Genomic DNA, 17,800 nt, shown 5'->3' with positions numbered 1-17,800 from the left:
GACCCTTGTCGACCGTCCGCCTCTTTCACGTCTCCGACCTGCACTTCGGGCGTCCCGCGGTCCCCGCGCAGATCGACGCGATCGAGGCGCACATCCAGGCCGAGCGCTACGACATCGTGGCCATCTCGGGCGATGTGTCGCAGCGCTCGCGTGCGGGCGAGTTCCAGCGGGCCGCCGCCTTCATCCGCGATGCGCGCAAGGTGAGCCGGGTGCTCTGCGTCCCGGGCAACCACGACGTGGCGTGGTGGGAGTCGCCGTTGCACCTGCGCGGCACCGACCGCCTGTACACGCGCTATCGCCAGTATGTCGACGCAGAGCTTGAGCCGGTGCTGCGCGCCCCCGGCGTCACGGTGGTGGGGCTCAACACGTCGCAGGGGGTCAACCGGCGCACCCTCACCTGGAACATGCGCGACATCTCCATCATCGGCGACCTGCGCAAGTCGCAGATCGAGCGCGCGCGCCGTGAGTTCGAGGCGTCGCCGGCGGGGGATGCGCGGGTGATCGTGATGCACCACAACCCGGTGAAGGGCGAGCTGTCGCAGCGCCACGGCCTCAAGCACACCAAGCAGATCCTCGGGGCCTTCGCGCAGATCGGCACCGACCTCGTGCTGTGCGGGCACGATCACCAGGAAGCGATTCACTACGTGGAGCACACCCGCAAGGGGACGGTGATCTCGACCGCGGGCACGGTCTCCAACCGCTCGCGCGGCGGGCGCCCGTCCAGCGTGAACGTCATCACGATCACCGCCCGCGAGATCCACATCGTGACCCACATCTGGTCGTCGGACGACCAGGCCTTCACCCCCGGTCCCTCCAAGTGCTTCGCGCGCTCCTCGCACGACTCGGCCTAACGAGCGGCGGGGCCGAGCAGCTCGAGATGGAGCTGGGCGGCGCGGGGACGGGCGTCGCGCACGGGGGACGCGAGGGACCACCGGGGACGGGGGGCGGGCGCAACGCGCGTCGCGGCGCGCGACCGCCGGCGTCCCCCGTCACACCGCCGCCCCCCACCGTCACCCCGCAGCGCGCGCCCGACGCCCCCCGCCCCCCCACACCACGGCCGGCGGGACAACCTCGCCCCACCCCCGCCGAGAGCGCCCTCCTTCTCCAGCGCCTCCGCGGTCACGGCCTGCTCGGGATCAGCGCGCTCCGCCTCACGCGCAACCGCAGCACCCTCGTCTCGTACCGCGGCGGGACGCTCCGCGTGCACGAAGGCTTCGCCCGCGCCCCCGAGGAGGTGCTGCGCGCCATCGCCGTCTTCGTCACCGCGCGCGGCACGGCGCGCGCCGCGGCGCGCCGCCTCATCGTCTCGCATCCGCTGGAGCGCGACGCCACCCCGCGCCCGCCGCGCCGCACCCCGCTGCACCCCGACGACCGCGTGATGGCCGAGCGCCTCCAGCGCGCGCATGCGCGACTCAACCTGGTCTGCTTCGGTGGCGCCCTGCGCGTCGTACACGTCACCGTCTCACGCCGCATGAAGTCGCGACTCGGGCACTACGCACCGGCACGATCGCACCCAGAGGGGGCCGAGATCGCCATCAGCCGGCGCCACATCAAGCGGCACGGGTGGACGGAAGCGTTCGACACGCTGCTCCACGAGATGGTGCATCAATGGCAGGAGGAGAACGGTCACCCGATCGACCACGGCCCCCTCTTTCGCCAGAAGGCGCACGAGGTCGGAACGACGCCGCGCGCCAAGCGCACGTTGCGCTAGCCGCCGGCGCCCCCCGCGGCGGTCGCATTACGACCTGCCTGACTCGGCAGTATCTTCGCCCTCATGAAACTCCGCCCCTTCGCCGTCGCCGGCGCGCTCCTCGTGCTCGGCGGGGCGCTCTACATCGGATCCTCGGGCGCCGGCCCGCTCCCGCCGCTCGGCCCCTTCCTCGACCCGGTGCGCGGGGCCTGGGGGGCGGTGGCCTACGCCTCGCTTGCCGACAGCGCCGCCGGCGCACTGCCGGGGCTGGGCGCCGCGGTGGAGGTGCGGTACGACACGCGCGGCGTCCCGCACATCTTTGCCGCCAGCGAGGAAGATGCAATCCGCGCGTTAGGCTACGTCGTGGCGCGCGACCGCCTCTTCCAGATGGAACTGCAGGCGCGCGCCGGGGCGGGGACGCTCACGGAACTCGTCGGCAAGGCGGCCCTGGCCGCCGACAGCGAGCCGCGTGCCCTCGGCATGCCGCGCGGGGCGGAGCAGAAGCTCGCCGCGATGGCGCCCGGGTCGCTGGGGCGCCGCCTGCTCGATGCCTACGCCGATGGCGTCAATGCCTACCTCGATCATGCCTCCCCGGCCGAGTGGCCGGTGGAGTACAAGCTGCTCGGCAGGCGCCCGACACGCTGGACGCCGCTCCACTCGCTCAACCTGTACGCGCGCATGGGGCACACGCTCGCCTACCTCGACGGCGAGCGCGACCGCCTCGCGGCGCGGGCGCTGGTGGGCGAGGCGGCGGCGCGGGCCCTCTTTCCCGAGCACACCCCCATCCAGGAACCGATCCAGCCTAACGGCGCCGGGATGTCGCGCATCGACCCGCTGCGCATCCCCGCGCCGGGCGCCGTTGACTCGGTGGCGATGGCACTGCTCGATCATCTGCCGTCGACGATGCGGTCGCGCGACGACGCAGAGGTCTCGCGCCTCTTCGCCTCCAACAACTGGGCGGTTGCGCCGTCGCGCAGTCGCAGCGCGCACGCCTTGCTCGCCGGCGACCCGCACCTGGGGCTCACCCTCCCGAGCATCTGGTACGAGGCGCACCTGGTCGTCCCCGGAAAGCTCGACGTGTACGGCGTGACGATCCCCGGTTCGCCCGGCATCGTCATCGGCTTCACGCGCGACGTCGCCTGGTCGCTAACCAACACGGGGGCCGACGTCCTCGACTTCTATCGCGAGACGGTCGACGACCAGGTGCACCCCACCAAGTACCTCGTCGACGACACCTGGAAGGAGCTCGAACGGCGCGAAGAGCTCTATCGCGACAAGTCCGGGAGCGTGCTGCGCGTCGACACCGTGCGCTTCACGCATCGCGGCCCGCTCCAGCGGCTCAACAAGGAGTGGGTGTCGATGCGCTGGACGGTCAATGAGCCCAGCGACCTCGTCTCGGCGTTCTACCACGCGTCACACGCCACGACGGCCGCCGAGTTCCTCGATGTCTTTGCGCGCGACTACTTCGCGCCGGCGCAGAACGTGATCGTCGCCGATCGGGGCGGGACCATCGCGATCCGCTCCACCGGGCACTATCCGTTGCGCCCGGCGGGGAGCGACGGGCTCTCGATCCTCGATGGCTCGACGTCGGCCAGCGACTGGACCGGCTACTGGCCGGTCTCGCAGTATCCGCAGGCGATGAACCCGCCGCAGGGCTTCCTCGCCTCGGCCAACCAGGAACCGATCGACCCGCAGCAGGCGCCGGCCTACCTCGGCTACGACGCGGCCTACGAGCCGTGGCGCGCGTTGCAGATCAACCGCCTGCTGCGGGCCAACGACAAGGTCACGCTCGACGACATGCGCCGGTTCCAGACCGATCCGGGGAGCGTGCGAGCCGACTGGTTCGTCCCCTACATGCGCAACGCTGCCGCCGCGGTGCTGGCGCGTGGCGCCGCGCCGCAGGACCTCGCCGTCGCCGATTCGATCCTCGGAGCATGGGACCGGCGCTACACCGTCGGGAACAACGGAGCCATCCTCTTCGAGACGGCGTTGACGCTCGTCGGGCGGCGCACGTGGGACGAGCTGGTCCCGAAGGGCGACACCGTGCGCGTGGCGACGCCAAGTTCGGCGGTCCTGCTCGCCCTGATGGCCGACTCGGCCAGCGTCTGGTGGGACGACGGGGGCACCGCGAACGCGGTGGAGGACCGGGACGCCATCGTCGCCGAGGCGCTCGCCGCGGCCTACGACACGCTGTTCAAGCGCCACGGCGCCCCCGCCAAGGGAGGGTGGGCGTGGGGGAAGTCGGCGTCGGCGCAGGTGAACCACCTGCTCGGGCTCCCCGGCTTCTCGGCGCGCGACCTCGCGGTGCAGGGGGGGCGCGGGACGCTCAACCCCTCGGTGCAGAGCGGAGGGTTCGGCTCCAGCTGGCGCATGGTGGTCGAACTCGGTCCGCGCATTCGGGCGATGGGGACGTATCCGGGCGGGCAGAGCGGGAATCCTGCCTCGCCGCGTTACGCCGATCGCCTGCGCTTCTGGCGCGACGGCGACCTCGAGCTGCTCATCGTCCCCAGCGCGATCGATTCGCTGTCGCCCTCGCAGGTCTCGGCGCGATTGACCCTCACCCCGGGAGGGCGCTGAACATGGCCATCCTTCGCCTGTTGATGCTCGCGATCGGGATCGCGTTAGGCACCGTCCTCCTGGCCTGGTGGGTCGTCCCGGTGGTGGCCGCCGCGTACGGATTCGTGATGCACCGCACATCGCGCCCCGGCTTCACGGCGGCCGGCAGCGGGGCGCTGGCATGGGGGGGGTACCTTGCCCTCGCCTCGGTAGGCGGCGCCCCGGTAGGGAGCTTTGCCGCCTCGCTGGCGACCTCGATGCAGCTCCCCGGGTGGGCGCCATTGGTCGCCACCCTCGCCTTTCCAGCCCTGCTCGCCGGAACGAGCGCCTACCTCGGCGCGCGGGTCGGAGGGCGCTATCTTACTCCCGCATGACGACTGACTTCTTCAACATCGACAGCGCGCTCTCCGAAGACGAGCGTGCGGTGCGTGATAGCGTGCGTCGCTTCGTCGACGAGCGCGTCCTCCCGATCATCGGGCAGTGCTACGTGGACGGGCGTTTCCCGCGCGAGCTCATCCCCGAGATGGCCGAACTGGGCGTCCTGGGCGCCAACCTCCCCGAGGAGTACGGCTGCGCGGGGCTCAACAACGTGGCGTATGGGCTCATCATGCAGGAGCTCGAACGGGGCGATTCCGGCATCCGTTCGTTTGCATCGGTGCAGGGCGCCCTGGTCATGTACCCGATCTACGCCTTCGGCAGCGAGGAGCATAAGCGCCACTGGCTCCCCAAGCTCGCCAAGGGCGAGGCGATCGGCTGCTTCGGCCTCACGGAGCCCGACTACGGCTCCAACCCGTCGGGGATGATCACGATGGCCCACCAGCAGGCCGACGGCACGTGGCTGCTGAACGGCGGCAAGATGTGGATCACCAACGGCTCGCAGGCGCACGTGGCCGTGGTGTGGGCCAAGACCAACGGCGACAAGGAGGCCTCGTCGATCCGTGGCTTCGTCGTCCCCACCGACAGCAAGGGGTTCAAGGCGAAGGACCAGAAGGGGAAGCTCTCGCTGCGCGCGTCGGACACGAGCGAGCTCACCTTCGACAACGTGCACCTGCCGGCCGACGCGCTGATGCCCAAGTCGGGGGGGCTCAAGTCGCCGCTGATGTGCCTCACGCAGGCGCGCTACGGGATCTCGTGGGGGGCGCTGGGCGCCGCGATGGCGTGCTACGAAGAGGCGCTCTCGTATGCCAAGACGCGCATCATGTTCGACAAGCCGATCGGCGGCTTCCAGCTGCAGCAGGAGCGCCTGGCGGACATGATCACCGAGATTGTCAAGGCGCAGCTGGTCTCGTTGCACCTGGGACGCCTCAAGGATGCCGGGACGTTCACGCCGCAGCAGGTCTCGCTCGCCAAGCGCAACAACGTCAACATCGCGACCAACATCGCGCGTGAGGCGCGCCGCCTCCTCGGCGCCAACGGGATCCTCGCCGAGTACTCGGCGATGCGCCACATGGCCAACCTGGAGAGCGTGTACACGTACGAGGGGACGCACGACGTCCACTCGCTCATCCTCGGGCAGGCCGTGACCGGGCTGAATGCGTTCAACTGAGTTGCGTGGCGTGATCCAGCGCACGCGTCACCTCGGAGAGCCGGCTCGCCGGCTCTTCGTTGTTGTAGGGGCCTTGCTCGCGCTGGTCGTGGCGATGCCGGGGGGCGCGCAGGCGCAGGACGCGGGGGGCAACGGCCCCGCCCCCGAGAAGAAGGACGAGGCGGCGCGAAGCTCACCGCGTCATCCGTCGGCCGGGTGGCTGCCGCGCGTTCGGCTCGACAACGACGCGTACAACTTCTGGCTGCATCCCGGGCACCGCTCCGACGAGGAGTACACCAACGGTGTGGTGCTGGGGATGGAGACGCTCCGAGCCCCGGCGTGGGGCGGGGTGTTGGGCGGCGGCGCGCCGGCCTGCCTCAACGCACAGCCCGGCGATCGTGCCTGCCTGTCGACGCTGCTCTTCATCGGGCAGGACATGTACACCCCCAACCTCGATCGTCCGCCCTTCTCGTACATCGGCTGGGAGTTCGAACGCCCGTACGCGGCCTGGCTCTACGTCGGGGGCGAGGGGCGCCGTGTCTCGTCGCGGGCGCTGCGCACGTACGCGCTGTCGCTCGGCGTCACCGGGGCCCCCGCGTTAGGCAAGCTGGCCCAGGCCGTGGCCCACGAGATCAGCGCGCGCTACACCACCAAGGCGACGGGGTGGGAGACGCAGGTCGGCTTCGAGCCGGGGGTCCTGCTGGGGCTCCGCCAGACCGTGCTGGCCCTGCGCTGGGCGCCGGGAGGGGTGGGGGTTCTCGACCTCGCGCCGTCGGTAGGCGGGACGCTCGGCAACATCCGTACGGCGGCCGACATGGGGGGCAAGCTCCGGCTCGGGATCAACCTGTCGCATCCGTGGGACCCGCGCGCCTGGCGCGCGCGCGCCGACTGGGAGTTCAACGTGAGCGCCGCCGGCCGGCGCGAGTACGTGGCGCACGACTTCTCGCTCGACGGCACGCTGCTGCGCACCCCCGACCGTCAGGTGACGCGCGTCCCCACCGTCAACGAGTACGAGTTCGGAACTGCGCTGCGGATCCGTCGGTTGACCGTCGGATGGCGCGCGATCACCCGGTCGAAGGAATACACCACGGGGCCGGCGCGCCACGCCTTCAGCCAGATGTACTCGGCCATCGAGTTTCGCCCGTAGGACCGTCCTGGGGGTGACGAAGGCCGCGCGGAGACTCTCCGCCCCATCCTTCGCCTCTCCAGCGCATGAGCGACGATCCGCATCCGCGAGTAGGCGATCGCGCCCCCGACTTCGCCCTCCCCGACCTCGACGGGCGCATCGTCTCCCTCGCCGAGGTGCGGCAGGGGCATCATGTCGTCATCCACTTCACACGCGAATTCACGTGAGCGTCGTGCCTCTGGCACGCCGCCCGGGTCGGGCGGGAGATGGCAACACTCACGCAGCTCGGCGCCACGGCGCTGGTGATCGGTGGTGGTGGGGTGGGGACGGGGTTGGTGCGCTCCATGGCGCTCCCGTATCCCGCGTTGGTCGATCGCGACCGCTCGACGTACAAGGCGTACGGCTTGGCGCGGGCGCTGTTCATCATCCAGGAGAGCGCGACCTTCCTCGTGGATCGTGACGGGATCGTGCGCCACGCCCTGCGGTCGGTGAACCCGCAAGGGTCGATGGATTGGGAGAGGTTGCGTCGCGATCTCGCTGCGCTTGCCGGCGCCGGCGATCCACCGCCCCCCGGCGCACCGGCGACGCGTTAGGCGCGGGCCGCCGCGCGCGGGCGACTGCGACGCGCGCGCATCGGCAGGCGCTCGGTCAGCCCTCGACCGCCCGTCGCGTCTCCCGATACCGCCCGCTCATCAGGCGCACGGCCCAGCGCGGAAGGAAGCGCAGCAGGAGGACGGCCGCCTTGTACAACGCACCCGGAATCACGACGGTCGGCCCGCCGCGTTCCATGGCGGCCAGCGAGGCGGCGACGACCGCGTCGGCCTCGAGCCACATCCACCCGGGGATTGTGTGCATGGACATCGCGGCCCGCTCGTGGAACTCGGTGCGCGTGAAGCCGGGGCAGAGCGCCTGCACGTAGACGCCGCGTGGCGCCACCTCGGCCGCCAGCGACTCCATCGCCATGCGCTGGTAGCCCTTGGTGGCGCAGTAGTTCACGGTTCCGGGGCTCGTTAGGTACGAGGCCACCGACGCGACGGTGATCACGGCTCCCTGGCCGCGAGGGACCATCACCTTGATCGCCGCCTGGGTGAGGCGGTGGACCGCCAGGATGTGCAGCCGCACCATCGCGTCCTGCGCCGCGCCGTCGCCCCGGGCGATCGACCCCTTGGTGCCAAAGCCGGCGTTGTTGACCAGGAGCCCGACCACGCGCCCCTCGGCGCCCTCGCCCTCGGCGATCCGGGCGATGACGGTATCGACCCCTGCGTCGGTCGACAGATCGGCGGCGATCGTCTCCACCGGGACGCCGTGCGCCCCCTGTAGCGCCTCGGCGGCGGCCGCCAGCCGCTCGCGGTCGCGGGCCACGAGGACGAGGGGGTGCCCGCGCGCCGCCAGGGCGCGGGCATACGCGGCCCCCAGCCCGGCGGTCGCGCCGGTGATGAGGGCGGTCGGGCGGGTGGCGGCGGCGGGCGCCATCGGGGAAGCATCGTCACGCATGGGCGAAAGATGCGCGGGCGCCCGGGATTCCAAAGGGGCCGCTCACGCGTCCTCCACTCCTGCAGGGCAACCGCTAGATTTCCCCCCGCTTCCTTACACCTGGAGACTGAACGGTGAAGATCGCCGTTTGCATCAAGCGCGTCCCCGAGATGGACGTGAACTTCAAGATCGCCCCCTCCGGCAAGTCCGTGGACGAGACGGGGCTCAAGTGGGACATGTCCGACTTCGACGGCTACGCCGTCGAAGCGGCCTTGCAGCTCACGGAGAAGGATCCGGCCAGCGAGGTGCACGTCATCTCCCTCGGCTCCGACGTCGTGCAGGAGACGCTGCGCAAGGCGCTGAGCATGGGGGTCGCGAAGGCCGTCCAGCTCAAGTGCGACGCTGTCCCCTTCGACGCCTTCGCTGTGGGCAGCGCGCTGGCCGCCGAACTCTCGGCCGGCGGCTACGACCTCATCATGTTCGGCAAGATGTCGATCGACGGGGCCAATGGAGCCACGCAGTTCGTCGTCGCCGAGCTGCTGGGGCTCCCGCTCGTGCACGCCTGCAGCAAGCTGGAGATCAGCGGCGGCCAGGGGACGGCGCGCCGCGAGATCGAAGGGGGTGGCGAGCTGGTGAAGTTCTCCCTCCCGGCCATCGTCTCCATCGACGAAGGGATCGCGCGTCCGCGCTATCCGTCGCTCAAGGGGATCATGGCGGCCAAGAAGAAGCCGCTCGAGATCAAGCCGGCGCAGCTCGGCGAGGTGCGCCTGACGGTGGAAAAGATGGAACTCCCGCCCGCTCGCGCGGCCGGGCGCATCATCGGTGAGGGGGCCGCGGCGGTCCCCGAGCTCGTGAAGCTCCTCCAGACCGAAGCGAAGGTGCTCTGATGCCTAACGTCCTGGCATTTGCAGAAGCGCGTGGCGGTGAGCTGCGCAAGGTGGCGTTCGAGGCGGTGACCGCCGCGCGCCAGGTCGCCGACCAGATTGGCGGCGAGGTCCATGCGATCCTCGTGGGGGCCCCCGGCATCGCGGCCAAGGCGGCGGCGCTCGCCGAGTACGGCGCGGACGTCGTGATCGTGAGCGAACACGCCGGCTTCACGCACTACTCGCCCGAAGCGACGGCGGCGCTGGTCGCCGATCGCGTGAAGGGCGGCGACTACCGTGCCGTCGTCTTCTCGGCGTCGCAGCAGGGAAAGGATCTCGCCCCGCGCACTGCCGCCAAGTTGCGGAGCGCGATTGCGACCGACGTGACGTCGTTTGCGGTGAGCGCCGATGCGGTGATCGTCACGCACCCCGGTTACACCGGAAAGGTGGTCCAGACGCTCAGGCTCATCGGCACGCCGGCCATCTTCTCGCTGCGCCCTGGGGCCATCACCCCTGCCGCCAAGGCCGGGGCCGGCCGCACCGAGGGCGCGACGCTCTCCGCCGATTCGTCGACCGCGCGCGTCGTCATCACCGACACGGTCCTCGGCGACACCAAGAAGCTCGACCTCGGTGAGGCACCGATCATCATCAGCGGCGGGCGCGGGCTCAAGGCGGCCGAGCACTTCAAGCTGGTGGAAGATCTCGCGGCGGCCTTCGGCAATGCGGCGGTAGGGGCTACCCGCGCCGTCACCGACGAAGGGTGGCGCCCGCACAGCGACCAGATCGGCCAGACGGGGCGACTCGTCTCGCCCGATCTCTACGTCGCGGTCGGCATCTCCGGCGCCATCCAGCACCTGGCGGGGATGCGCACCTCCAAGTGCATCGTGGCGATCAACAAGGACAAGGAGGCCCCCATCTTCAAGGTGGCCGACTACGGGATCGTGGGCGATGTCTTCGACGTGGTGCCGGCGCTGACGGCGGCGGTGCAGCAGGCCAAGCAGTCGTCGAACTGATCATGCTGTAGCCGCGGCGGGCGCCGAACGTGAGCGCTCGCCGCGGTTTGACCTTCCGCACCCCCCTCCATGTCCCACGTGGCGTTCGCCTTCGTCCTCGCGCTGGCGCTGGCCTTCTTCTCGTACAACGCGCAGCGGCTGGTCCGCTACCTGCGCATCGGGAACGGCGACTTCCGGCTCAACGACATCCCGCGCCGCGTCTGGAACCTGTTCATGATCGGCATCGCGCAGACGAAGATCCTGCGCGATCCATCAGCGGGGCCCGTGCATGCGCTCGTCTTCTGGGGCTTCCTCGTGCTGCAGGTCGGCGCGCTGGAGATCATCCTCCACGGCCTGATCCCGGGCTTCAGCTACGCCAGCATCCTCCCCGCGCCCCTGCACTGGCTCTTCCTCGTCTCGCAGGAGCTGACGGCGGGTGCGGTGCTGGCCGCGGTGGCCTGGCTCCTGTACCGCCGCGTCGTCGTGAAGCCCAAGCGGCTGCAGGGCGACGGCGTGCACTCGGGTGATGCGATCTTCATCCTCTCGGTGATCGGCGGGCTGATGGTCACGCTCATCGTCACGGCGGCGGCGGAGCGCGTGCTCGGCGCCGACATCCCGACCATGGCGCAGCCGTTGTCGGCGCCGCTGGCCGGGTTGCTCGGCTGGATGTCGCCGGGAGCTGCAACGATCGTCCGCAACACCAGCTGGTGGATCCACGCCCTGCTGATCCTCACCTTCCTGAACTACCTCCCGTACTCCAAGCACCTGCACGTCATCGTCTCGCTCCCCAACACCTTCCTCTCCAACACGAGCGGGCCGGGGACGGTGGGGGCGATGAAGCCGATGGACCTGGAGATGGAGACGGAGGTCTTCGGCGCCGCCGACGTCACGCACCTGAGCTGGAAGAACCTGCTCGACGGTTACGCCTGCACCGAGTGCGGACGCTGCACCTCGGTCTGCCCGGCGAACCTCACGGGGAAGCTGCTCTCGCCGCGCAAGATCGTGGTGAACACCCGGCAACGATTGCTCGAGGTGGCGCCGGTGATCGTCGGTGGCGACGACGTCTTCGGGATGCCGTTCATCGGCGCCGCGAAGGGCGACGACGGAACGCGCGCCGCGGTGCTCGAGCACAAGCTGCTCGACAACTTCATCACCGAGGAAGAGCTGTGGGCGTGCACGTCGTGCCGCGCCTGCGTGTACGAGTGCCCGGTCTCGATCGACCAGCTCGAGATCATCAACGAGATGCGGCGCAACCTCGTCCTCACCGAGTCGCGCTTTCCCGAGGAGATCCAGCCAGCCTTCGAGTCGCTGGAGCGCAACGGCTCGCCGTGGGCGTTCCAGCCGTCGGAGCGCGAGAAGTGGGCCGAGGGGATGGACGTGCCGACGATGGCCGAGATGTGGGAGCGCGGCGAGCGCCCGGACATCCTCTTCTGGGTCGGCTGCATGGGATCGTTTGACGATCGCGCCAAGAAGACGACGGTCGCCTTTGCCCGCATCCTGCAAGCGGCGGGGATCAAGTTCGCCATCCTCGGGCAGGAAGAGAGCTGCAACGGCGACCCGGCGCGCCGCATGGGGAACGAGTACCTCTACCAGATGCTGGCCAAGCAGGCGATCGAGACGCTCGACCGCTATGAGGTCACGACGATCGTCACCTCGTGCCCGCACTGCTTCCACCAGATCGGGAACGAGTTCCCGCAGCTCGGCGGCAACTACGAGGTGATTCACCACTCGACGTACATCGAGCGTCTGCTGGCCGACGAGATGGTCCCGCTCAAGCACGACGACGGGCAGAAGCTGGTGATGGCCTATCACGACTCCTGCTACCTGGGGCGCTACAACGAGATCTACGACGCCCCGCGCGAGGCGCTCAAGCGCGCGCTGCCGGTGGTCACCCTGGTCGAGGCGCCGCGGTCGCGCGACAAGGGGCTCTGCTGCGGCGCCGGCGGTGGGCGCATGTGGATGGAAGAGCGCGTGGGGCAGCGCATCAACGTCGAGCGCAAGCAGGAACTCCTTGCGACCGGCGCCGACGCCGTCGCGGTCGCCTGTCCGTTCTGCATGACGATGCTCAACGATGCCGGGGCCAAGCTGGAGAGCACGGTGCCGGTGTACGACATCGCCGAGGTGGTGGCGGCGAGACTGCAGACGGGAGACGGGAGACGGGAGACGGGAGGGTAGGCGATGGGGGCGCGATGGGAGGGCGCGAGGGCGGGGGCGTGGGTCGTGTGGCTCGCCTCGGTGGCGCTCGGTGCATGCGGGGGCGGGGACGCACCGCAGGCGGACAGCACCGTAAGCGCGTCGCCGCCTCCGGCAGCTGCAAACGACTCGGCGCCGGGTCCGGCCACGGCCGGCGAGACCGGGACGCTCCCGACGTCGTCGCCGTCGCAAGCGGGGGAGTTCCGGCTGGCGGGGAACGAGCCGTTCTGGGGAGTGCGCATCACGGCCCGGGGGCTCACCTACACCACGCCGGACTACAAGGACGGGATCCTCTTCCCGTCCACCGCGCCGCAGGCCGCCGGGGCGACGCTGCGCTGGATCGCGCTCACCCCGGCGCCTAACGCGCACACCCTCGAGGTCACGCTCGTCGAGGAGAAGTGCCAGGACACCATGGCCGACAAGACCTGGACGCACCGGGCCACCGTCGTCTTCGATGGAAGCCAGGTCACGGGGTGCGGGGAGCGACTGGGGAAGTAGGCAGACTCCGAGCGCCTAACGCACCCGCAACACGTGCAGCTGGATGTCGTGCTTCTGCGCCCCTTCCGCAAAGGGCGACGTCCAATGCTCGGTCAGCGCCAGCCCGCCCTCCTCGGCGCTCAACAGGAACGACTCCAGTGACAGCCGCCCCGGATCGGCGATGAGCGCGTAGCCGTCGTCGCGCACGGTGGCGATCACCGCATCGCTCACCAGCTCGCCGTGCGTGTGTTCGTACAGCACGTCCGACGCCACCACCACGTGGAAACGCCCCAGGTCGCGCGGCATGTCGCGCCAGTCGACCATGCGCGTGGCGGGGTACTGCCCGGTGTTGCGAGCCACGTTGACCCGCGTGAACTCCAGCGCGTCGGGGTAGTAGTCGGTGGCGGTGACCTTGTAGCCCGCTGCGGCGAGCGCGCACGCCACGAGCCCGCTTCCGCAGCCGAGTTCCAGGGCGCGCCGCCCGTTCCCCTTGTGGCGCACGACGTGCTCGGCCAGGATGCGCGACGACGGCCAGATGTCGGCCCAGTACGGGAGCCGCTCGTCCTTGACGTAGTCTTCCTCGCTGATGAGGGTGTCGGCGTTGCGCGGGTGCGCGAGGACAAACGTCCGGTTGCCGCACGTCACCTCGGTCTCCGTGACGTCGAAGCGCGTCCGGAGGGCGGCCAGCTCGTCTTCCCAGATCACAGCGCGAACGACTCGGAGAGGGAGGCGTCGTCGCCCACGAGGAGGGCGTTGACCACGTCACCCGCCTCGCAGCGCGGACGATCCTCGGGGACGACGAGCAGCGCGTTGGCGCGGGCCATCGACGTGAGGATCCCCGACCCCTGCGGACCGGTGAGGCGTGCGTGCATGCGCCCGTCCTCGGCCGGGCGCGCGATCCCGCGCAGGAAGTGCGTGAGGCGTGCCCCGATGCTCACCGGCTCGTCGAGGACGACGGGGACGGGATGGCGAAACAGGCGGGCGTGCCCTTGCAGCCGCCGGAGGACGGGGCGCACGAAGAGCTCGAAGGTGACCATCACGCTCACCGGATTCCCCGGCAGCCCCACCCACGGCGTGCCGTGCAGTGTGCCGAAGCCGATGGGGGCCCCGGGGCGCATGCGCACCTTCCAGAAGTCGAGGCGCGCCCCTAACGAGGCCAGCACCTCGCGCGTGTAGTCGAACGCCCCCACCGAGGCGCCGGCCGAGGTGATGATCAGGTCGACCCCCGTGGCCTGCTCCAGCAGCGCACGCAGCGACTCCGGCGTGTCGGCGGCGTTCCCCAGCAACAGCGGGATCCCGCCGTTGCTCCTGACGAGGGCGCTGATCGTGTACGAGTTGGAGGTCACGATCTTGCGCCCCGCCAGCACCTCGTGGAACCGGTCCAGGTCGACCAGTTCGTCGCCCGATCCCAGGATGGCGACCACCGGGCGACGATGCACGTCCACGGAGGGGAGGCCGAGCGACGCCAGGACTCCCACCTGCGCGGGGGCGATGGGGGTCCCGGCGGGGATGACGGTATCGTGGGCGACGAAGTCCTCGCCGCGCGGACGGATGTTCTTGCGCAGGTCGCGCGCGTCGCGAATGGAGACGAGGTCGAGTCCACCGTCGGTGTCCTCGACGCGGACCACCGTGTCGGCTCCGTCGGGGAGCGGCGCACCGGTCATGATGCGCGTGCAGACCCCTTCGCGCACCGGCTTGGTGGGGAATTCGCCAGCGGCGACCGTCTCCTGCACCGCCAGGCGCACGGGCGATTGGGCCGACGCACCGGCGAGGTCGGCGCCGCGCACGGCGTAGCCGTCCATCGCCGAGTTGTCCCAGTGGGGGAGGGTGTAGCTGGCGACGGCGTCGCGGGCGAGGACGCGACCGACGGCGTCGAGCAGGGGAACGCGCTCGATCCCGAGTGGTGCGATCCCGGCCAGGCTGCGCGCACTGGCCTCGGCGACCGTCAGCATCAGGGAGTCCCTCCCGTCAGGCGCATGCCGGCGAGCAGCGCGGCGAGGGTGTCCTGCACCCGCTCGATCTCGCGCGTGGGGACCGTGAAGTGGTTGGCCAGCACGCTGAACAGCAGGAGGCGCCCGTCGGCCGTGGTGACATAGCCGGAGAGCGAGCGCACCATGTCGAGTGTCCCCGTCTTGGCGTGCACGTTTCCCTGGGCGGGGGTCCCCTTCATGCGGTTGGCGATCGTGACGTCGACGCCCCCCACCGGGAGGGCGTCGTAGAAGAGCCTGAAGTGGGGCGAGCGCCGCATGACGTCGAGGACGCGGACGATCGTTTCCGGGGTGATGACGTCATGCCGCGAGAGCCCGCTCCCGTCGCGCACGATGAAGCCGTCGCGTGCGGCCCCCCAGGCCAGGAGTTGGTCGCGCACCACGCGGGCCCCGCTGTCGGCACTCCCCACATTGGCGCGCGCCCTGCCTAACGTGCGCAGCAGGATCTCGCCGATCTGGTTCTGCGACGGCTTCTCGAAGTACGAGAGCACCTGCGACAGCGGCGGCGACATCAGGGAGAAGAGCGGGTAGGTGGCGTTGCCGCGCCACGGCGAGACGCCCCCCTCCACCACGATCCCCCGCTCCCCCAGCGCCTCGTGCAGCGCCAGCAGGTACGCGCGCGCCGGGTCACGGTGGGTGATCGTGAGGACGGCCGAGTCGCCGGCCGCGATGGTGCCTTCCACGATGACCGTGGCGGCGTCGGTGGAGTCCTGCCGGATGGAAACAGTTCGCGCGCGGCGCACGGCCGTCCCGTTGGTGGCGACGGGCGCGGTGGTCTGCGCCCACACGCGCACCCGCGGGACCGAGCGGGCCGGCATCGTGCGCGCCGTCGGAGGGTCTCCCGCCCCCGCGCCGCCGCGCACCACCACGCGCGAGAACCCCTCATTGAAGTACAGTTCGTCGACCCCCGCCGAGAAGGCGAAGTCGAGGTCGTCGTATGACCACCCGAAGCCTAACGTGGCATCGGGGAAGGCATCGGCGCCGGGGACGAGCGCCCCGGTCACGCGCTTCACCCCGCGGGCCACGAGCGAATCGGCCAGGGCGCGCAGCGGGACCATGGCGTCGCCCGCCATGTGGTCGCTCACGCTCGGGTCGCCGGTTCCGCTCACCACGAGGTCGCCGCGGATCTCGCCATCGACGACCGGGCCCGAGGCGGAGACGGTCGTGCTGAAGCGGAAGTCGGGCCCCAGCAGGTGCAACGCCGTGGCCCCCGTGAGGATCTTCTGGTTGGAGGCGGGGATGAAGAGCTTCCCCGCGTTGTGCGAGACGAGGGTGTCGCCCGTGGTCGGGTCGACGACGAGGATCCCCAACTGCGCGCTGCGAAACTTGGGGTCGGCGACCATCGAGTCGACCGTCCGGCGCACCAGGGCGACGGCAGGCGACAGGCGCGGGGCCGGCGACGTCGCCGTCCCGCGGGGGGCGCAGGCGGCAGGAGCGCCGAGGGCGACCGCGACGAGGGCGACGAGGGCGTGTCGGGAGCGAGGCGAGGACATGCGCGATGGGAGCGGGCGGAGCGTCGGTGTGCGTGGCGGCAGGGGGGTGACCGTGTGACGCGGTGCCCTGGCACCTGCGCGGCCGTGCGGGGGCAGCGCGCCCCGCACATTACCGCAGCGCCGCGTCAGGCGCGAGGCAGGGGATCAGCGCTGCGACGCCGCGAGCCACTCCTGCACGAAGGTCGCGAGCTGTTCGAGCCACGTCGCCTCCCCGAGGTCGAAGCGTCGCCCGCCCTCGATCGATGCCGGCGCGTCGGTGACCACCGCCAGCAGCGTGGCCACGTCGATCTTCCCCTCCTCGGCAAGCGACGTGGGGTGTGCCGCGCGGCGCACCACCTCGAGCTTGGGGATCGACGACTCCTTGAACCCCTCGCAGAGCACCAGGTCGGCGTCGGACATGAACCGCGCCGCCACCTCGTGCGGGGTCAGCTCCTCGCTCCACCGCATCACCAGCGCGAAACGATCCGGGGAGATCATCGCCACCCGCTCGGCTTCGCCCTCGTGGAAGTGGCGATAGGTGTCGGTGCTGGCGGGGTCGAGGTTGAAGGTGTGCGACCCGTGCTTGATGGTCATCACGCACACCCCTCGCCGGCGAAGTTCCGCCGCCAGTCGCACGACGAGCGTGGTCTTGCCGGAGTGCTTGCGGCCGACGATGGAGAGGAGAGGGGGCATGCGAGGGTGCGGCAGAGCGTGGTTGCGGTGGTATTGGCAAACGGTGCGGTTGCGGCAGTGAAAGGGAATCTACCGCCGCGACCAGAGCGGCCGCGGGGAGCGGCGCGAGGGGCTCAGGCGTCGTCCTGCCGTTCCGTCGTTGCGTCGTCCGGCTGCGCGCGCGCGCACCGTTCCGCCGCGTCCCGTTCCTGGGCCGTGTTCACGTTCAGGAACAACGTCGCCGGGTCGCCGAACGTCGCCACCGCGTCGGCACCGAGGCGAGCGACACGTACGGCGTCAAAGAAGGCGATCACGCGTCGGTCGCCCCGGTCGAGGGCGGCGGTGATGGCGTCGAGACAGGGCGGGGCATACCACGCGCACATCGGTTCGACGCCGCGCTTGGAGCCACTCTCGGGGAGGGCGGCGTCGAACCCCGACTCGCCTAACGCGCGCAGCCGGCGCAGCAGCGCGGCGGAGACGAACGGCATGTCCCAGGCGACCACGATCACGGCGCCCCGTGCGTGGGCCAGCGCCGCGTGCAGGCCGCCAAGGCTCCCTTCGCCCGGACGCAGGTCGCCGGCGACGCGCACCCCCGGGAGCCAGTCCGGGGCGCGTGCATCGTTGGCGACCACGAGCAGTTCGTCGGTGGCGTCGCGCAACGCGTCGGCCACGCGATCGATGATCCGGCGCCCGCCCACCAGCTCCAGCCCCTTGGGGAGGCCGCCGAATCGTGTGGCGCCTCCTCCCGCGAGGATCACCCCGGTGCAGTGCAT

At 70.7% G+C, this 17,800-nt stretch carries 18 protein-coding genes; 12 read left to right on the top strand and 6 right to left on the bottom strand.

Features of this window, described 5'->3' with window-relative positions:
- Window positions 1–5 precede the first annotated feature (5 nt).
- The 8 genes from IPN47_14060 to IPN47_14025 all read left to right on the top strand — a co-directional run bounded on the left by IPN47_14060 (window position 6) and on the right by IPN47_14025 (window position 7,490).
- Window positions 6–851, top strand: a complete 846-nt coding sequence (locus tag IPN47_14060) for a metallophosphoesterase (GenBank protein MBK9409139.1) — start codon at window positions 6–8, stop codon at window positions 849–851.
- Window positions 818–1,711 (top strand): SprT-like domain-containing protein, encoded by an 894-nt coding sequence (locus IPN47_14055; GenBank protein MBK9409138.1) that lies wholly within the window; start codon window positions 818–820, stop codon window positions 1,709–1,711. Before IPN47_14060 ends, IPN47_14055 begins: the two co-directional genes overlap by 34 nt.
- Before the next feature lie 63 nt (window positions 1,712–1,774).
- Entirely contained in the window at window positions 1,775–4,267 is a 2,493-nt protein-coding gene (locus tag IPN47_14050) for a penicillin acylase family protein (GenBank protein ID MBK9409137.1), read from the top strand.
- Between the two features lie 2 nt (window positions 4,268–4,269).
- Complete coding sequence (locus IPN47_14045) at window positions 4,270–4,620, top strand: hypothetical protein (GenBank protein MBK9409136.1); 351 nt, start codon at window positions 4,270–4,272, stop codon at window positions 4,618–4,620.
- Window positions 4,617–5,792 (top strand): acyl-CoA dehydrogenase family protein, encoded by a 1,176-nt coding sequence (locus tag IPN47_14040; protein MBK9409135.1) that lies wholly within the window; start codon window positions 4,617–4,619, stop codon window positions 5,790–5,792. Before IPN47_14045 ends, IPN47_14040 begins: the two co-directional genes overlap by 4 nt.
- Window positions 5,793–5,802: 10 nt before the next feature.
- On the top strand, window positions 5,803–6,918 hold the full coding sequence (locus tag IPN47_14035; GenBank protein MBK9409134.1) for a lipid A deacylase LpxR family protein: 1,116 nt from the start codon (window positions 5,803–5,805) through the stop codon (window positions 6,916–6,918).
- Between the two features lie 65 nt (window positions 6,919–6,983).
- Window positions 6,984–7,124: a redoxin domain-containing protein gene (locus tag IPN47_14030; protein ID MBK9409133.1), complete on the top strand. Its 141-nt coding sequence runs from the start codon at window positions 6,984–6,986 to the stop codon at window positions 7,122–7,124.
- 39 nt (window positions 7,125–7,163) lie between these two features.
- On the top strand, window positions 7,164–7,490 hold the full coding sequence (locus IPN47_14025; GenBank protein MBK9409132.1) for a redoxin domain-containing protein: 327 nt from the start codon (window positions 7,164–7,166) through the stop codon (window positions 7,488–7,490).
- A gap of 55 nt (window positions 7,491–7,545) precedes the next feature.
- On the opposite strand, the gene IPN47_14020 is transcribed toward IPN47_14025, so the two are convergent.
- Window positions 7,546–8,370: an SDR family NAD(P)-dependent oxidoreductase gene (locus tag IPN47_14020; protein MBK9409131.1), complete on the bottom strand. Its 825-nt coding sequence runs from the start codon at window positions 8,368–8,370 to the stop codon at window positions 7,546–7,548.
- A 134-nt stretch (window positions 8,371–8,504) separates the two neighbouring features.
- Between IPN47_14020 and IPN47_14015 the strand changes: the two genes are divergently transcribed.
- From IPN47_14015 to IPN47_14000, 4 genes are all read left to right on the top strand, one after another.
- Window positions 8,505–9,257 carry an electron transfer flavoprotein subunit beta/FixA family protein gene (locus IPN47_14015; protein ID MBK9409130.1) on the top strand — a complete coding sequence of 251 codons (753 nt, stop codon included), beginning with the start codon at window positions 8,505–8,507 and terminating at the stop codon, window positions 9,255–9,257.
- A complete protein-coding gene (locus IPN47_14010; protein MBK9409129.1) occupies window positions 9,257–10,246 on the top strand; it encodes an electron transfer flavoprotein subunit alpha/FixB family protein in 990 nt (329 codons plus the stop codon). Before IPN47_14015 ends, IPN47_14010 begins: the two co-directional genes overlap by 1 nt.
- A gap of 69 nt (window positions 10,247–10,315) precedes the next feature.
- A complete protein-coding gene (locus IPN47_14005; protein ID MBK9409128.1) occupies window positions 10,316–12,400 on the top strand; it encodes a (Fe-S)-binding protein in 2,085 nt (694 codons plus the stop codon).
- 60 nt (window positions 12,401–12,460) lie between these two features.
- The gene (locus IPN47_14000; GenBank protein ID MBK9409127.1) at window positions 12,461–12,916 is read left to right on the top strand and encodes a hypothetical protein; all 456 of its coding nucleotides are present in this window, start codon (window positions 12,461–12,463) and stop codon (window positions 12,914–12,916) included.
- A 15-nt stretch (window positions 12,917–12,931) separates the two neighbouring features.
- On the opposite strand, the gene IPN47_13995 is transcribed toward IPN47_14000, so the two are convergent.
- The 5 genes from IPN47_13995 to IPN47_13975 form a co-directional block, all read right to left on the bottom strand.
- Window positions 12,932–13,600, bottom strand: coding sequence for a methyltransferase domain-containing protein (locus IPN47_13995; GenBank protein MBK9409126.1), 669 nt, complete (start codon window positions 13,598–13,600; stop codon window positions 12,932–12,934).
- On the bottom strand, window positions 13,597–14,847 hold the full coding sequence (locus IPN47_13990; protein MBK9409125.1) for a molybdopterin molybdotransferase MoeA: 1,251 nt from the start codon (window positions 14,845–14,847) through the stop codon (window positions 13,597–13,599). Before IPN47_13990 ends, IPN47_13995 begins: the two co-directional genes overlap by 4 nt.
- The gene (gene dacB, locus IPN47_13985) at window positions 14,847–16,376 is read right to left on the bottom strand and encodes a D-alanyl-D-alanine carboxypeptidase/D-alanyl-D-alanine-endopeptidase (GenBank protein ID MBK9409124.1); all 1,530 of its coding nucleotides are present in this window, start codon (window positions 16,374–16,376) and stop codon (window positions 14,847–14,849) included. The genes IPN47_13990 and dacB overlap by 1 nt, the downstream gene beginning before the upstream one ends.
- A 144-nt stretch (window positions 16,377–16,520) precedes the next feature.
- On the bottom strand, window positions 16,521–17,048 hold the full coding sequence (gene mobB, locus IPN47_13980) for a molybdopterin-guanine dinucleotide biosynthesis protein B (protein ID MBK9409123.1): 528 nt from the start codon (window positions 17,046–17,048) through the stop codon (window positions 16,521–16,523).
- A gap of 113 nt (window positions 17,049–17,161) precedes the next feature.
- Window positions 17,162–17,800: a molybdenum cofactor guanylyltransferase gene (locus IPN47_13975; GenBank protein MBK9409122.1), complete on the bottom strand. Its 639-nt coding sequence runs from the start codon at window positions 17,798–17,800 to the stop codon at window positions 17,162–17,164.

Source organism: Gemmatimonadota bacterium (genome assembly GCA_016719105.1).
In the GTDB taxonomy this organism is placed as follows: Bacteria; Gemmatimonadota; Gemmatimonadetes; order Gemmatimonadales; family Gemmatimonadaceae; genus SCN-70-22.
Note: the sequence above shows the minus strand (reverse complement) of the source record. Positions and strands in the feature narration are given on the sequence as shown.

Bases quoted from the DNA above. Each gene is read 5' to 3' on its own strand.
- IPN47_14050 (MBK9409137.1), top strand. From the start codon at position 1,775: ATGAAACTCCGCCCCTTCGCCGTCGCCGGCGCGCTCCTCGTGCTCGGC.
- IPN47_14045 (MBK9409136.1), top strand. From the start codon at position 4,270: ATGGCCATCCTTCGCCTGTTGATGCTCGCGATCGGGATCGCGTTAGGC.
- IPN47_14040 (MBK9409135.1), top strand. From the start codon at position 4,617: ATGACGACTGACTTCTTCAACATCGACAGCGCGCTCTCCGAAGACGAG.
- IPN47_14030 (MBK9409133.1), top strand. From the start codon at position 6,984: ATGAGCGACGATCCGCATCCGCGAGTAGGCGATCGCGCCCCCGACTTC.
- IPN47_14025 (MBK9409132.1), top strand. From the start codon at position 7,164: ATGGCAACACTCACGCAGCTCGGCGCCACGGCGCTGGTGATCGGTGGT.
- IPN47_14020 (MBK9409131.1), bottom strand. From the start codon at position 8,370: ATGGCGCCCGCCGCCGCCACCCGCCCGACCGCCCTCATCACCGGCGCG.
- IPN47_14010 (MBK9409129.1), top strand. From the start codon at position 9,257: ATGCCTAACGTCCTGGCATTTGCAGAAGCGCGTGGCGGTGAGCTGCGC.
- IPN47_14005 (MBK9409128.1), top strand. From the start codon at position 10,316: ATGTCCCACGTGGCGTTCGCCTTCGTCCTCGCGCTGGCGCTGGCCTTC.
- IPN47_13990 (MBK9409125.1), bottom strand. From the start codon at position 14,847: ATGCTGACGGTCGCCGAGGCCAGTGCGCGCAGCCTGGCCGGGATCGCA.
- dacB (MBK9409124.1), bottom strand. From the start codon at position 16,376: ATGTCCTCGCCTCGCTCCCGACACGCCCTCGTCGCCCTCGTCGCGGTC.
- mobB (MBK9409123.1), bottom strand. From the start codon at position 17,048: ATGCCCCCTCTCCTCTCCATCGTCGGCCGCAAGCACTCCGGCAAGACC.
- IPN47_13975 (MBK9409122.1), bottom strand. From the start codon at position 17,800: ATGCACTGCACCGGGGTGATCCTCGCGGGAGGAGGCGCCACACGATTC.